The sequence below is a fragment of the Geobacillus stearothermophilus ATCC 12980 genome, assembly GCF_030369615.1.
Classification (GTDB): Bacteria; Bacillota; Bacilli; order Bacillales; family Anoxybacillaceae; genus Geobacillus; species Geobacillus stearothermophilus.
In genome coordinates this window covers 1344997-1361040 of record NZ_CP128494.1, presented here as the reverse complement: position 1 = coordinate 1361040, position 16044 = coordinate 1344997, and the positions used below count along the sequence as shown (strand labels likewise).

The 16044-nt window shown below is 52.7% G+C and carries 13 protein-coding genes; 4 read left to right on the top strand and 9 right to left on the bottom strand.

Translation table 11 applies throughout. The annotated features are described in order from the left end of the window. Positions 1–62 precede the first annotated feature (62 nt). From QSJ10_RS07305 to QSJ10_RS07285, 5 genes are all read right to left on the bottom strand, one after another. On the bottom strand, positions 63–1865 hold the full coding sequence (locus tag QSJ10_RS07305) for an ABC transporter ATP-binding protein (protein WP_033016724.1): 1803 nt from the start codon (positions 1863–1865) through the stop codon (positions 63–65). Then, complete coding sequence (locus QSJ10_RS07300; protein WP_033016723.1) at positions 1849–3585, bottom strand: ABC transporter ATP-binding protein; 1737 nt, start codon at positions 3583–3585, stop codon at positions 1849–1851. The genes QSJ10_RS07305 and QSJ10_RS07300 overlap by 17 nt, the downstream gene beginning before the upstream one ends. Positions 3586–4244: 659 nt before the next feature. Then, the gene (locus QSJ10_RS07295; RefSeq protein ID WP_033015161.1) at positions 4245–5348 is read right to left on the bottom strand and encodes a GerAB/ArcD/ProY family transporter; all 1104 of its coding nucleotides are present in this window, start codon (positions 5346–5348) and stop codon (positions 4245–4247) included. Between the two features lie 53 nt (positions 5349–5401). After that, complete coding sequence (locus tag QSJ10_RS07290) at positions 5402–6604, bottom strand: Ger(x)C family spore germination protein (RefSeq protein WP_053532575.1); 1203 nt, start codon at positions 6602–6604, stop codon at positions 5402–5404. Beyond that, complete coding sequence (locus tag QSJ10_RS07285) at positions 6601–8226, bottom strand: spore germination protein (protein ID WP_033015164.1); 1626 nt, start codon at positions 8224–8226, stop codon at positions 6601–6603. The genes QSJ10_RS07290 and QSJ10_RS07285 overlap by 4 nt, the downstream gene beginning before the upstream one ends. Before the next feature lie 132 nt (positions 8227–8358). Here QSJ10_RS07285 and QSJ10_RS07280 point away from each other — a divergent pair, with 132 nt between their 5' ends. Further along, the gene (locus tag QSJ10_RS07280) at positions 8359–8586 is read left to right on the top strand and encodes a YczF family membrane protein (RefSeq protein ID WP_033015165.1); all 228 of its coding nucleotides are present in this window, start codon (positions 8359–8361) and stop codon (positions 8584–8586) included. Positions 8587–8655: 69 nt separating this feature from the next. Here QSJ10_RS07280 and QSJ10_RS07275 read toward each other — a convergent pair whose 3' ends face one another. The 4 genes from QSJ10_RS07275 to QSJ10_RS07260 form a co-directional block, all read right to left on the bottom strand. Next, positions 8656–10362, bottom strand: coding sequence for an ABC transporter permease (locus QSJ10_RS07275; protein WP_033015167.1), 1707 nt, complete (start codon positions 10360–10362; stop codon positions 8656–8658). Then, positions 10337–11236 carry an ABC transporter ATP-binding protein gene (locus QSJ10_RS07270; protein ID WP_053532573.1) on the bottom strand — a complete coding sequence of 300 codons (900 nt, stop codon included), beginning with the start codon at positions 11234–11236 and terminating at the stop codon, positions 10337–10339. Before QSJ10_RS07270 ends, QSJ10_RS07275 begins: the two co-directional genes overlap by 26 nt. Beyond that, positions 11202–11609 carry a GntR family transcriptional regulator gene (locus QSJ10_RS07265; RefSeq protein WP_015374759.1) on the bottom strand — a complete coding sequence of 136 codons (408 nt, stop codon included), beginning with the start codon at positions 11607–11609 and terminating at the stop codon, positions 11202–11204. Before QSJ10_RS07265 ends, QSJ10_RS07270 begins: the two co-directional genes overlap by 35 nt. Before the next feature lie 120 nt (positions 11610–11729). After that, positions 11730–12008, bottom strand: a complete 279-nt coding sequence (locus QSJ10_RS07260; RefSeq protein ID WP_053532572.1) for a YetF domain-containing protein — start codon at positions 12006–12008, stop codon at positions 11730–11732. 261 nt (positions 12009–12269) lie between these two features. Here QSJ10_RS07260 and QSJ10_RS07255 point away from each other — a divergent pair, with 261 nt between their 5' ends. Genes QSJ10_RS07255 through QSJ10_RS07245 form a run of 3 tightly spaced genes read left to right on the top strand, consistent with a single transcriptional unit; the run spans position 12270 to position 16038 of the window. Continuing rightward, the gene (locus tag QSJ10_RS07255) at positions 12270–13364 is read left to right on the top strand and encodes a GerAB/ArcD/ProY family transporter (protein WP_033015170.1); all 1095 of its coding nucleotides are present in this window, start codon (positions 12270–12272) and stop codon (positions 13362–13364) included. Beyond that, the gene (locus QSJ10_RS07250; RefSeq protein WP_033015174.1) at positions 13361–14893 is read left to right on the top strand and encodes a spore germination protein; all 1533 of its coding nucleotides are present in this window, start codon (positions 13361–13363) and stop codon (positions 14891–14893) included. Before QSJ10_RS07255 ends, QSJ10_RS07250 begins: the two co-directional genes overlap by 4 nt. Further along, complete coding sequence (locus QSJ10_RS07245; protein WP_033015181.1) at positions 14890–16038, top strand: Ger(x)C family spore germination protein; 1149 nt, start codon at positions 14890–14892, stop codon at positions 16036–16038. The genes QSJ10_RS07250 and QSJ10_RS07245 overlap by 4 nt, the downstream gene beginning before the upstream one ends. The last annotated feature ends 6 nt before the right edge of the window (positions 16039–16044 follow it).

Below are 16044 nucleotides of genomic sequence, written 5' to 3'. Positions count from 1 at the left end.
GAGTTCGCATGGAGGAGACACGCATTCATCTGAAGTCCTCCACAAACGTGAACACCATACAGTTATGCCTGCTGCACATTGCGCAACCAATAGCGCTGATACAATTGGAAGTAAAATCCTTTTGCTTCCAACAGTTCTTCATGCGTCCCTTGCTCGATCACGTTGCCTTCGTTGAGCACAAGGATGCGGTCGGCATGTTGAATCGTGTTCAGCCGGTGCGCGATGACCAAGCACGTCCGGCCGTTCATGAGCCGCGCGAGCGCTTCTTGAATGCGCACTTCGGTCACCGTATCGATGTTGCTCGTCGCTTCGTCCAAAATCAAAATGGCCGGGTCGGCGATCATCGCCCGAGCGATGGCCAACAGCTGCCGCTGCCCTTGGCTGATCCCGCCTCCTCCCGAGGTCAAAACGGTGTCATAGCCGTTCGGCAGCTTCATAATAAACGAGTGGGCGTTCGCCTGGCGCGCCGCCTCTTCGACTTCTTCATCGGTCGCCTCAAGCCGGCCGTAACGAATGTTGTCGCGGATCGTTCCGGCGAACAAAAACGTATCCTGAAGCACAAATGCCATATGCCGGCGCAAACTTGCTCGCTTGATCGTCCGGCTGTCGCGTCCATCGATCAAAATGACGCCTTCATCCGGATCGTAAAAGCGGGTCAACAGCTGCAATACGGTCGTTTTGCCGGCTCCAGTCGGACCGACAAGCGCGACCGTCTCCCCCGGGGCGATGAAAAAGGTGACGCCGTCGAGCGCCGGACGCTGTTTGTCGTAAGAAAAGACGACTTGACGAAACTCAATGCGTCCATCAAGACGGTCCAAAGCCACCGCTTCCCGCTCGTCTTCCTCTTCCTCCGGCAAATCCAAAATTTCCAACACCCGTTCAGCGCCAGCCAACGCCGACAGCAGTGTGTTCCATTGATTGGCCAGGTCATTAAGCGGTCTGGTAAACTGGCGGGCGTATTCGACAAACACGACGATCGTCCCGACCGATATCGTCCCTTTCGCCGCCAGCCATCCGCCGACGCCAGCGATGAGAGCGAAGCTTACGCTGTTTAAAAAGTTCATCAGCTTCGGAATAAAGCCGGAATACGTTTGCGCCCAAAACCCGGCTTGTTTCAGCTCGGCATTTTTGCGCGCCAATTCCTCCTCCATCCGCTCTTCTTGGGAAAACAGCTTCACCACTTTCTGTCCGGAAATGACCTCTTCGATAAAGCCGTTCATCTCTCCGAGCGCCCGTTGCTGCTCATGGAAACGCACCCGCGTCCGGTTTGTAATCCAGCGCATGCCTACATACATCAGCGGCACGACAACAAGCGTTACGATCGTCAACACAACGCTCTGTAAAAGCATGACCACGATCGCGCCCATCAACGTCAACGTGCTCGAGACGACCTGGACAACAGTACTGTTAAATGTCTGGCTCATATGGTCGATGTCGTTTGTAATCCGGCTCATCAGCTCCCCTTGCTGGCGGCGGTCAAAAAACGAAATCGGCAGCTCATGAAAATGGCGAAACAACCGCTCGCGAATCCCGCGCACCGTCCGCTGGCCGACATCGATCATCCAGTAGTTTTGCCAAAACGTCGCCGCGCCAAGGGCCATATAAATGGCAAGAAGCAAAACGAGCGTCGCCATAAACCCGTCCGTCTTCCGCTCCACAATGTACCCATCGACCGCCCAGCCGATGACGTACGGGCCGGCGAGCGCCAGCGCCGAGCTGGCCATCACCATGGCCATGGCTGCAAACAGCTTTCGCTTTTGCGGAGCGATAAATGCCCAAAGCCGCCGCAAAGTGCCGACGCTGTTTTTCGCCCGTTGCGCACTTGCGCCAACACGCGCTCCGTGCGGGCTATGCCGTAGTGACATCCACCGATCCCTTCTTTCCTTCCTGCGTGGCGACGATGCGTCGATACAGGTCGCTCGTCGCCAGCAGTTGTTCATGACTTCCTTGTGCGATCAAGCGGCCGTCTTCCAAAAGCAAAATCGTATCCGCCGCCATCGCGGTGCTCACCTTTTGCGTCACTATCACCGTCGTGCATGCATACTTCCGCAACGCTGCGAGCAGCTTTGCTTCCGTCTCTGCATCGAGCGCGCTTGTGCTGTCATCCAAAAGCAAAACGCGCGGTTGCCCCACCAAGGCGCGGGCGATCGACAGCCGCTGCTTTTGCCCGCCTGATAAATTGACACCCTTTTGACCGATCCGTGCGTCGTATCCATCCGGAAACCGAGTGATAGTTTCATGAATTTGCGCATCACGAGCCGCCTGCACAATCTCTTCCATCGTCGCTGTCATCTTGCCGAAGCGAAGGTTGTCGGCAACCGTTCCGGAAAATAGCAGCACTTCCTGCGGAACAAAGCGCACCGCCGTCCGCAGCTGTTCGGCGGAAAACTCGCGCACATCGACGCCATCAATCAACACGCGCCCGCCTCTTGGTTCGTACAACCGGGGAATCAGCTGAAGAAGCGTCGATTTGCCGGCCCCTGTCGCTCCTAAAATGGCGGCTGTCTCATGCGGACGGATGACAAACGATACGTCAGAAAGCGCGTCAAGGTCGTTGTCTGGATAGCGGAACGAAACGTGCTCAAAGCGAATTTCCCCGCGCTGAACGGCCGGACCACCGCCCGCATCCGCCCCGTGTCGCTCGCCCGGGGCTTCAAGAAGTTCAGCGAGGCGGGCGGCCGAGGCGCGCGCCCGTGAAAACGCCATCGTAATAAATGTAAACATCGACAACGCAGCCGTCGTCCTTGTGGCGTAATTGATGACAGCCACGACTTGCCCAGCGCTCGCCGTCCCGGCCTCGATATGGTGGCGGCCAAAAAGGAGAACGGCGACGATGGCGGTGTTCATCACGATCAGCAACACCGGCGTGATCGTCTCCACGAGGCGCAGCACACTCATGGTCCGTTCCATCAGCGCATCGTTCGCCGCCGCAAATCGCTCCTCTTCGTATTCTTTTCTCATCCACGCTTTGATGAGGCGCATGCCGGCCAAATTTTCACGCATCACGCCGTTGACGCGATCAAGCGCTCGTTGGACGGCGGAAAAGGACGCCGCCGCCTTTTGTACAACCCACAATAAAAAAACAGCGGACAGAGGAACAGCCACCGCCAAAACGAGCGCCAAGCGCGCATGAACGACAAACGCCATCGCGACGCCGAAGACGACCAGAAGCGGCGCACGCAAGGCGATGCGCAAACTCATAAACAACATGTTTTGCACTTGGGTCACATCGTTCGTCATCCGGGTGACGAGCGAGGCCGGCGACAACTGCTCGATGCGCGCAAGCGAAAACGATTGGATTTTGGCAAACAGCGCCGTCCGCAGCGCAAATCCGTACTCCTGACCGACGTAGGCTGCGGCAAATGAGTTGGCGATGCCTGAGGCAAACGCCAACAGCGACGCCCCGAGCATCACGGCTCCCCACGTGAAAATGGCCGCAACATCCTGTTTCATGACACCATCGTCGATGATTTTCCCCATCAACAGCGGCTGCCAAAGCTCGATGATGAGCTCGGTCAACATAAACAACCAAGCTAACGCCATCCACTTCCCATATGGCCGCAAATAGATCAGCACCCGCCCCATGTCTGCGCCACTCTCCTCTCCATTCCGATCGCGGGGCCCAGCCGCCGTTCATCGTTGTGTATAATTTTATTCTATATAAGTTGAAACTTTGTTTTACATCCAGTAGAGCGCCCACCGCATTCTATCAAAATGACTTGTTATGAAGGAAAACAGAATCGAACAATCGGAAAATCTTTATTGCAACTTATATATATAGACTCCCATGACAAAAAAATTTCGTCACCATCGGAAGGATGAAAACAACCTTCTGTCGAATGGTCTCCTTGCAGCTGGGGTCATGAGGTCGTTGTATCTATGGTACGTAAAAGTCCGATATATAGACGGACCCCAGTAGTCTGGTGCACTACGGAATGTCGCTCCTTTGGAATCAAATTCCGAAGGCTAGGCGGGTTCCGTTTTTTTATCTTAAATGGTGTTTTCAGGATAGATGCAACGAAGAAGTTTAACATATCCTTGACAGAAAAGCGGTTTGTCCATTTTCGACTGTCGAAGGCAAGCCACAGACTTCTCCGTCACGCCAAGGCGTGACGGAAGACCGAACAACCACCTGCTTCACAGACCCATATATGGGGCTGGAAGCGGCGTTGTTCGGTCGCCTGACAGTCGATAAAAGCTGCAAATGGTAAATCTTCAAATTGCATCTATATAGTCCGTTTTTCTTATTTTGCTGATTGTCCAAACCGCCGGCGAATCGCCGCAATCACAAGCAAGAGCACCGGGATGATGATTTGCATCGGGATGTGCAGATAGAACGTGACAATCTTTAATCCTTCATGAATATGTTCCCAGTAGTTGCTGGCCATCGCCACCGACCACAATAAGACAAGCACCCCAAACGCATAAACAAGCCGCTGGTGGTTCGAAAACCCGAATACATGAGCCACCCCCACGATGCCGGCATAAAAAAAGATGGAGACTTTAAAAAACCCCCCGATCACTAGAGCGACCATAAAAAAGACATCAAGCCGCTCTAAAAAGTGAGCGACTCGAATGCGGCGGATCGTATCGAGCAACGGAAACGATGAACGTGACACCGCATCAGCTCCTAAGACGGCCGTATTAACGACCATAATGATCGCCAGGTTGATCCCGGTCAACACCATCCCGGCAACGGCGGCCCGCCGCGCTTTTTCCGGACGATTCAAGTATGGAAACAGCATGGTAAACACGATCATTTCGCCAAACGGCACGTACAACGTTTCCGTGAACACCGTTTTCCACACCCGTTTCCACCCTTCCTCTAACACCGGTTGGATCTGGGTGAGATCAACAACTCCGGAAGCGATAACTAAGAGGAATCCAACAACTGCCAGTATATGCAACAACGTATAAAGCAGTTCGCCGGTGCGTGCCAATACTTCAATGCCTTTATAGGCACCGTACATGACCGTCATAGCCATAAGGGCATTCAAAACAAACAGCGGCGTTTCCGGATAGGCAAACGTGAGCAACAGTTCGCCAAAATCACGCAACACACGGGCGGTGATATGGAAAAAATAGGTAATATAGAGAACTGCCAACACCTTGCCGAGCGGCTTACCGACGATATGTGTCACATAGGAAGTCAGCGGCTGATCGGGATAATAATGAAACAAACGCTCATAAACCAAAATCAGCAATAGCCCAAGAACCAGACTGAGCAAAATGGCGATCCACGCATCTTGCTTGGCGCTGGCGCCGAGCGGAATGACTATCGCACTGCCATGCTCAAACAATACGATCAGGACAAACAGCTGGCGCATATTGATTTTACTATGTTCCATCTCGCTCCATCGCTCCTCACGCTACCGTATCCAAGTTTTTAAGCCGAAAACGCTTATTTGATATATGGCGTATTCCGCAATCCCGTGCGTCGAATGGAAGCATCCACTTTCACTGTCACCGGAAGATGAGGGAAATAGCGGTCATCCCACTCTTTTTTGATTCTTTTCCACAGGCGGGGGTGGGCGCGATGCACCGCCTCGCCAAAACCAAAAACATCCGTTTTTTCATGCTGGGCCGTTTCAATCGCCTGTCTCACTTCCCGTTCAATATCCCGACCAATCGCCTTTTCTAATTGAAACAATAATCGGTAATCAGCCAAATTGATCGGGACGTACGTCTCACTGATATCCCCTTCTGTTTGGATATGAACCAAAATGGAAGGATGGCCGTTTTTCAATTCCACTTTTAACCTCGTTGTCACTCCCATCGCTCGATAACCAATCGCTTCTTTTTTTCCTTTCCATGGGATCGTAATATTCGTTTGTTTGATTCGATCCAACCCCCAAAGCACGCCTCGTTCCGTTGAGCCGTTCACCCAGCGAACAAGACGGTCTTTTTTAAATAACGCCAGCCCATCCAAGCTGATGCGAGCATCTGGCACAGAGGATTGAACGTTTGTTTGCCGTTTGCCCCGCTGTGTGTTTCCTTCAATGACAACACCCGTCAAGACTATATTTTTTCCTGAAGATGTAAAATCACGAATCACTTCCCAGACATCAGTGCTGATTGTCTGCCCCAAGGCCATCTCGGAAAACTCCAACGTCTTAATAATTTGATTGGCGGGAATTTTGTCAATGGGTGTTAATACGCTTAACACCTCTTTCGCTGAGTGGCCATGAGCAATAACCAGCTTCGTTGTCGTCCGAAACTCTTGATTCCGTTCTATCGCATCGAATACCCCATTCAACCCTTGGCGTGCCAATTCCTCGCTGATGACCACCAAGTTGGTATGAGCGTAATACAGGATGCGCGACAACTTTTTCGAGGCTTTCCGGCTTGCCTCGACCAATGTGTCTCCGGTCGACGTATAAACGGAAATGGGCACGCCGCCCGCCCCGCCTCCTCGTTGGAGCGCTCCCGCAACGTTGCCCGGGTTGACGACTTGAAACGAGACCAAATATCTGCCGTCTTTTGTTTTATCGAGGCCGACGGCAATGACAACGGACAAATCGGTTAACTCTTTTTTACTCCAACAGCCAGCCAGCAACACTGCACAAACAAAAAAGGACACAAACATGGCGATAGATCGTTTCATGATTCATCCTCCTTTTCCTGGCGTGTTGGTGCCGGAGGCTGCGGTTTCTGATCCCCTGATTGGCGAATGATATTTTTCTGATTAATCAGGCGCGGCCGCTCGCGGTACATCCATGTCGGAATCCGAAAGAGGGTATCGCCTACATTGGTTGAAATAAATGGAGCAAGCGGCGACATGTATGGCATGCCAAATGAACGCAAGCTGCATAAATGGAGAATCATGATCAGCAGACCCATTATAATGCCATAAAACCCGAACATCGCCGCTAAAAACATCAACCCAAAGCGGATGAGGCGTGCTGAGATGGCGATGGCAAACGCCGGCGTTGCAAAGCTGGCAATCGCGGTGAGCGAGACAACGATAACCATGGCCGATGAAACAAAACCGGCATCGATCGCCACCTCACCGATGACAAGCGCCCCGACAATCGACACCGCTTGCCCGACCGCACGCGGCAGCCGAATCCCCGCTTCGCGCAAAATCTCAAATGTCACTTCCATGATTAATGCCTCGACAAAAGCGGGAAACGGCACAGCCTCACGCTGGGCGGCAATGGCGATGACAAGCTGAGTTGGGATCATTTCTTGATGGAACGTCGTCGCAGCAATATAAATAGAGGGCGCGACGAGCGAGAGAAAAAAAATCAATACGCGTAAAAAACGAAGAGCGGTCGCAATATCAAAACGGGAATAATAATCCTCTACTGCTTGAAAAAATTGGATAAACAAAGCCGGCACAATCAGGATAAACGGCGTCCCCTGAATCAAAATCGCAATCCGCCCCTCCAGCAAATTCGCCGCCACCACATCGGGACGCTCGGTATGGTAGATCGTCGGAAATGTCGTAAACGTTTGATCTTCGATTAACTGTTCAATATAACCGGACTCAAGCACGCTGTCCGTATCAATGCGGCGCAGGCGCGCTCTCACTTCCTCGATAACCTCGTCATTGGCAATGCCTTTGATGTACATGATCGCGACATCCGTTTGCGTCACGGTGCCGATTTGCATCGTTTCCAGCCAAAGATTGGGATTTTTAATGCGGCGGCGGATCATCGCGGTGTTTGCGCGCAACGACTCCGTAAATCCCTCGCGCGGCCCGCGGACGGCGAGTTGCGTCTGTGGCTCCTCGATTGCACGATATTGGCCGCCTTTGGTGCTGGCGCTGACAGCGGACGGCACCCCATCCAACAAGATGATGGTCTCTCCGGAAAACAGCTCCAAAAACAGGTGTTCCCAATCGATGACATGCTTCACACCGCCCACCGCGGCCAACTTTTGTTCGATCCACGGAAACGATTCTTTTTCTGTTAATGACAGTGGAAATGACGCCTCTAGCAACGGCGTTAGCAAAAACTCGTACACATGTTTTTCGTCAACAAGACCATCCACAAAGACGATGGCTGCATTGATTTGCTTCTCTTGGCCAAGCGAAAACCGGCGGATGACAACATCGCTGCTTTGTCCAGTCGTTTGGCGGATGATGTCAAGGTTGACGGCTAATTCAGCTGACATCGGCTCTTGCGGGACGTCCGTTGCCTCGCCGCTATGGTCCGGTCCTTCTTGTTTCACCCTGTCATTGATCTGCTTTTTTTGTCGGCCCATTCCCCATTGAAACAGCATGTTTTTCCTCCTCACTCCGCTTCCTTTTTATCCCTCATTATGGACACGAAATCGGGAGGGTATACGCCCGTGCATCAGTTTTGAATCAATAGCAAAAACTAAAGAAAAAAGAAAAACAGCAGGTGGAACGCCATGAAACTAATTGTTGTTTGGCTGATGTTTGCCTTGCTCGCCATAGGAACGATGGTAAGCATGGATCAGTTGATGGGGATGACCTTGCATCAATCGTTGTATATCGTGCTGAATCCCTTTCGGGCAATGGAAATGCCGGAACTATTTATTTTATCCTTGTTCATTTTTTTTCTGTTGCTCGATCTATTGAACGTTTGGATGTGGAAACGAAAAAACAAAACGTCTTGACCAACAGCCGGTGGAAAAAAGAGGAAGGTGCCCCAAAAGCAACGGGACACCTTTTCTCTTCATCGGGCGTTACCTTTTCTGTATTTGCTCCCAATGATGCCGTTGTTGCAACCACTCGCGAACATGGGTGCTGTGTGAAGATAAGGGAACGGTAAACGAATCGCCGTCGCTTTGCAGCAATTCAATATCCCCCTGCCATGTTCTCCCCCCGCGGATGATGTCCTCCACCGGCTCATTCCACAAATCTTGTTTGAGCGCCTGGACAAACGACTCGATCTCCTTCGGATCGGCCAGCACGACCACCGGACGCCCCGTTTCGACATTGCGGATCGTCACTTGGCGGATCGGAGAATAGCTCGGGCGAAGGAGCAAATAATATTGCTGCTTATATTCGTTTGAGCCCATGATGCGCTGAAAATACGGCATGTACGGTTCAATCGGCACTTCGTAGCGGCGGAGGAGACGCGTGCCGTCTTTGAGCACATACCCGATCACAATCGGCCGGACGTTGCCAAAACGTGACGGGAGCGGCTGATCGTGCACAAGCTGCGCATGAAGCGCCCTGACAGCTTTGATGTTGTCCTTCGTGCGCAAAAACTGATCGAATGCTTCAAACTCTCTTTCCATCAAGTTAGGATTTTGCCAATTCATCACCGACTGGCCGAAATAGACTTTCTCAATATCGGACAAATTCGGAACGTGTCTCACATATCCAACCGGATCAAGGCGCACAGTCAAAAATAAGACCGACATCACAGCGGCAAAGGCGATATACCCTTTCCATTTATGAAAAACACGCCATGTTTTCATCACGACCATTTGCGCAACGGCATACCCGATAAGCGAAAACGCAACATACCCAAAGATGATCCATCCCCACTGCCGTTGGACTTGTCCAAAGTAGAACCCGCCGGTCAAGCACATGCAAAACGCCACTCCATACACAAACAGTGGGCGAAGCACTGAAAAGGCGAGCGCCTGTCCGGCCGCTTCCGTCGGCCGCCGCTCGTACAACCAAATGGACAAACTGAAAAATAGAAGCGACAACAGCAGCAACAGTCCGGCTTCCCCCGCGCTCATCGCTTGATCCGTCAGCATCGCATAACGAATCGGAAGCGCCCAATCCATCAGATTTCCCGATAAATAGTACCCATCGGGGAATCCATACAACCATAACGGCAAATTGCTAAACAGCAACACCATGATGCCTGTCGGAAAAAAGAGAGCAATATTCGTTAACACAATATGAACGATCGATTGGCCGACGAGCACGCCGACCATGACACCTAGCGCAAAAATCACCGTCTCTACGACAAGCGTCTCGCCAAGCCATCGTCCCACATCCCCCGCTCCAATCGGCCACGGGAGATCAAGTCCGTACAGACATCCGATCGCAACCAAGGCGGTCAACACGAGCGGAACCGCCAAAAAGAGCCATCCAATAAACATCTGCCCGGCAAGCAGTTCGGTGCGGCGGATGGGCAAGCTATGGATGAAATCAGCCGACCGTTTCTCATGCATATAGCGAACCACGCCGGCCGCCGCCAAGATCGGGACAAGCCAAGCAATCAACGTCTCGAACCCGTTGGATATATCGTAAACGTCTTTCCATGGCGGCACATTTCCGACTTTTGGATCATATTGCGAGTACGAAAGCCCAATCGGCAATACGATCGCCGCCAGCCATAACAGCAGATGAATGATGGCTATCCAGCCGATTTGGCGAACATTTTGCGTCCACATGGCGCGGTTAGCCGACAACCGTTTCGCGGACATCGACAACATCCCCCATTTCGTACATAAAAATTTCTTCCAACGACAGCGGCAAGATGTCGAGAATGAGCGGAGCAAACGAACTCACCGTCTCTTCGATGGATCGTTTCTCGCCGCGGACGACAAGAAGAACGATGCTGCCGCGCTCCTCGCGATGCACGATGTCAAGGCGTTCGGCCAACTCGCTCGGAAATCTGCCGCGAAACGCGACTTGAATTTTATGCATCCCGGCGCGCAGCTCGTTTAAATCACGCTCCATCCGTACGGTCCCTTGCGCCATCAATCCGACGATGTCGCATAAATCTTCGAGCTCGCGCAAATTGTGCGACGAAATGACGACCGTCATCTCCCGTTCGGCCACTTCTTCTATGAGCAGCTGCTTCACATGACGGCGGACGAATGCATCGAGCCCATCAAGCGGCTCATCCATCATGAGCACATCCGGCTGGACGGAAAAGGCGAGCCAAAACGCCGCTTGGCGCTGCATGCCTTTGGAAAACTGCTGAATCTTTTTGTTCGGATCAAGCGCAAAGACGGACTGCAATTCCATAAACCGCCCGCGGCTGAACGACGGGTACAGTTGCTCGTAAAAATCCGCCATTTGCCGAATCGTCGCGTGCGGAAAAAAGTAGACAAAGTCCGGCAAAAACAAAAGGCGTTGCTTCACCCGGACATTTTCCCACACATCCTCCCCGTCCACTGTAATCGTTCCGCGATCTTGGCGGAGAATGCCGGCCATCATCTTTAGCAGCGTCGTTTTCCCGGCGCCGTTCGGGCCGAGCAGCCCGTAAATCGATCCTTTTGGCACCATCATGTTCGCGCCCTTGACAGCGGCAAATCGATCAAACATTTTCGTCACGTCCACAAGTTGAATCACGATTCTCCCCCTCTTTCTCTCCTTCTCGAACCCATTGCCATAACTGCTCATTTGTCACCCCTAAAAACCGTGCTTCCTTGACAAGGCGGACAAGCTGCTCACGGACCGCAGCGATCGCCTCGATGTTTGGTTCTTTCGAGCGCGGGGCAACGAAGCTGCCTTTCCCTGGAATCGAATAAATCCAGCCGTCGCGTTCCAGTTCGCGGTACGCTTTTTGAATCGTGTTCGGATTCACCATCAGCTGTTTCGCCATCGTCCTGACCGATGGCAGCTGATCGTGCGGCTGCCATAGTTCGCGGACGATCATTTCTTTCATTTTGTCAATCAGTTGTTCGTAAATCGGCTGGCGGCTGCGGATATCAAGCTCAAACATCTCCCCTCCTCCTCTCATTGTCACAACCGTACTATAACCAATAGTACACATAAAACAGAAGAAAGGCAAGAGTTTTTTCCAAAATAAAGAAAGAATCCATCCCTGGATTCTTTCTTTCTCTCATTCCGACGCCGTCGACCGCCGCGTTGACCGTTGCCGCTCGGCGGGCTGATACGTCTGAACAAACAGCCCATCTCCTTCGAGCCACTCGGCGATCAACACGTCTTTTGGCGAGGCAATTCCTTGTTTTTGCAGTTTGGCGGCCAGCCATTGCTCCGTTTTCCCAAGCTCCGCTAATTCGTCTGCCAACAGCTGGCCATCGCGGATCAGCGTCACCGGGACATACACCGGGTGGGGCGGCAGCTGGAAATCTTCACGCCGATCGTCAAATGAAGCCATTTCATGCTGCGCCCCCTTGCATGCCGTTGATGTTCGCCCTTTCTTCCCTGTATTGTGCCCCCTGCCGCCTGAGAAGTTTCGCTGTTGGGTTGCCGTTTGCGCGGATAAATTCCCCTGGACTGGAAACACTATCGTTTTAGAAAGCCAATCAGCGGCATTTCATCAGAAAAGAAGCCGGTTCAGCAAGGTTTCTGGAATCAGCAGCCTTTTGCCCTACATCCCCCGCCCTTTGGAGATTGCATGGAAAGAAAGGGATCCATGATGAACGGACAGCCGCTTAGCGCTCTGCAACTGTTATTTATGGTCATGCTGTCGGTCGGGCTGATGAATCATGTCATCATCATCCCCTTTATGCTTGAGGCCGCCCACCGCGATGCGTGGATCGCCGCCTTGGGAGCGTTGGCGTGTTTGCTCGTTTGGCTGCCGCTGCTTTATTTCACCATCCGACAACTGAACGGCGAGCGGCTGTTTGACTGGCTCAAGGCCCGATTTTCGAGCGCGGCTGCTTATGCGATGGCCGGTGTCAGCAGCGCATTCTTGCTTCTTCATAGTTTTGTCACGTTAAACGATACGGTCACGTTTACCACCACCTCTTATTTGACGGCGACGCCGAGATGGGCGCTGATTTTGGTCATCGTGGCCGTTTGTTTTTATAACTCGTACCAAGGCATCGACTCGATTGCCAACACTTCCATGATCATTTGCCCGTTCGTCATCGTGTTTGGTTTTTTCGTTATGCTCTCGACCACGCCTCATAAAGATTATTCACTGCTCAGACCAACGCTTGAACATGGTGTTGGACCTGTGCTCAACGGCATGATGTACGCCGGAGCAGGATATGTGGAAGTGATCGTTCTATTGTTTCTCTCCCATCGCCTGCCTCGCCCATTTTCATGGAAGGCGCTTGCCGCCATCGCTGTTTTCACAGCCGGGCTGAGCATCGGGCCGACGATTGGCACCATCACCGAATTTGGCCCCGAGCAGGCGACGCGCCTTCGCTATCCGGCGTTTGAGCAATGGCGGATGGTCAGTTTAGGGACGTACATTGAGCATGTGGACTTTCTGTCGGTCTATCAATGGCTGTCCGGCGCCTTTATCCGCATCTCCTTATCGACAGCGCTGATTGTGGAATTGTTTCCGATCCGCCATCCGCAAACCCGCCGTTGGGTGCTCATTGTCCTCTACTTGGCGATCACATTGGCGGCGCTGGCGCCGGTCAGCGATGAACAGTTTTTGCATTTTGTCAAACATGGGGTGCTGCCGGCATCGCTGCTGTTTAGTCTTGCGCTGTCCGTTGTGTTAAGTGGTTTCGCTTTGTTGGCATATCGAAAAAAGAAAAGAGGGGTGGCAGGATGAAACGACCCATGCGAGCCGCCGAAGGCAAACGGTTGAAAGACGATTACACGGGGCTCGAGACCGTCATCATCTCCGAAGAGGCGTTGCGCACGATGTACGCCAAATGCCCGGATGTCATCATGACGGAAGCCGCGATTCCAACCTCTTTTGACGGCTCGGCGGCTGTCGTGCACTTGCTGTTTATTTATTGTGAAGAACTGTGCGATACGCAAATGCTGCAAAAGGCCATTTATCCGATGTTCCGCGAGCTGTGCGAACAGCATCCGTGCTTTACGGCTGCTGACATCGAGGCCCGCAAACCGGCGGCGCTTGAGTATATGGGAAAAGAAGTGCGGATCGATGATCTCAACTTCAGGCTGTTTAGCGGCGATTTGCTCATTTATTTCCATGAAGCCGATGTCTTGTACACGATGCCGCTCGCCAGCCCGCCCAGCCGCGATCCGGAAGAGCCGAACACGGAAGTATCGATTCGTGGACCCAAAGATGGATTTATTGAAGAAATCAGCAAAAATGTCGCCCTCATTCGCAAGCGGCTGCGCTCACACCGGCTCGTCTACGAACCGTTTGTCATCGGCACACGCAGCCAGACAAAAGTCGGGCTCCTCTATGTCGATGATATTGCCAATACAGAAATCATCGACGAGGTGAGAAGCCGTCTGCTCAGTTTGTACATCGACTCGGTGACAAGCACCAACCAAATTGAAGAGTGGTTTTCCGACACCCGTTTTTCTTTGTTCCCGATGTTCGGCTACACCGGGCGGCCCGATTTTGCCGTCAATTCGCTCCTCAACGGCCGTTTTATCATCTTGGTGGACGGGGCGCCGACCGCCTTGATCGGACCGGGCAATTTAACGTTTTTGCTGAACACGGCGGAAGACAACAACACGCTTTTCTTGTTTGTCGTGTTTCAGCGCCTGCTTCGGCTCGTCGGCACTTCGGTCGCCATTTATTTGCCGGGCGCCTGGGTCGCCTTGACCTGCTTCCATCCGGACCAGCTTCCGTTCACCTTGCTGGCGACGCTCATTTTGTCGCGCCAAGGAGTGCCGCTTCCGGTGCCGCTGGAGATGTTTGTGATGATGATTTTGTTTGAGGTGTTTAAGGAAGCCGGGATGCGGCTGCCAATCGCCATCGGGCAGACGCTGTCCGTCGTCGGCGGCTTAATCATCGGCCAGGCGGCGATCAACACCGGGCTCGCCGCCCCGGCCACACTCGTCATTGCCGCCATTTCCGTCATCTCGACATTCACGCTCGTCAATCAAAATATGGCCGGCAGTGTCACCTTGCTGCGCTTTATTGTCTTGACGGCTTCCACCGTTCTTGGCCTGTTTGGCTTCATTCTGTCGCTGTTTTTCATCTTGACTTATGCGGTCAACTTGCGCACCTGCGGCGTTCCGTATCTCACGCCGCTGGCGCCGCCATCAAAAGATATCGGGAAAGTCTTTATCCCGAGTACATGGAAGCAGTTCCGCACGCGCAACCGCATTGTGCACCCAAATGATCTCATTGCGAAAGAGAGGGAACAAAAATGAGGAAGCGGCTCTTTCCCGTCATCGCTTCCGTCATCTTGCTCAGCGGCTGTTGGGACACGCGCAACATCGATCACATTGTGTATATTCATGCCATTGGGGTGGATTATAAAGATGGCCAAGTGGTCGCCTACGTTCAGCTGGTTGGTTTCACCGCCCTCGCCAAAGTCGAGGCCGGAGGCGGCAAAGAGAAAGCGGCCGTTTCCATCGGCAAAGCCGCTGGCGAAACGTTTAATATCGCGACCGACAAAATCTACCCTTCCATTCAACAAAGGGTGTCATGGGGCCATGTAAAAAGCATTGTCTTTACCAAACGGGCCTTGCAAAAAGGCATCGTGGCCGATGTGATCGACGTGCTGAACCGTTACAACGAAATTCGCCATACAGCATGGGTGTACGCCACCGATGAGCCGCTGTCCGAGCTGTTTGAAGCGACGCCGCTGTTAAACGCTTCCTCGTATTATTCGCTGTTGTCCAATCCGGAAGAAATCTTTCAACAAAGTTCGTTTATCCGCCCGATCCGGCTCAGCCGGCTGATTGTCGATATGGATGAAAAAGCCGATACGGCAAGGCTTCCGTATTTAACGCTCGACCGCCGGCGCTGGATCGAAAATAAAAAGCCGAAACCGATGCTCGCTGTTTCCGGCGTGTGTTTTGTCCACCATTACAGCCTCCAGCAATGTGTCCGCCGTTCCGATCTAGAGGGACTTCGCTGGCTCGAACACGACATTCGCCGCACCCCGATTTATGTCAAACAAAAAGGGAAAACGGTCGCCTCTCTTGTCGTCCGGGACCCGAAAACGAAATGGTCGGTCAAAGTGAAGGATGGAGAGCCTGCGTTTACTGTCCAAGTGCAGGCGCAAGGCGCCATCATCGAACTGCGCAAACCGCTCTCGCGAAAACAACTGACCAAACTGGCGGAACAAACGGTGAAGCAGGAGATCCGCCGCTTGTATGAACTTGGCAAGAAGCAGCAGATCGATATATTGAATCTGTCGGAGCAGCTGTATCGCCAGCGTCCGGATCTCTGGAAAAAACATCAGATCAACGGCCTCATCCCACTCCATAACAACACGCTATTCGTAAACGTCGAGCTCGTCATCAGTGCATCTGGAAAAGAAAAGCTGAATTACCGCGCTGGCGATTGAAAAGAC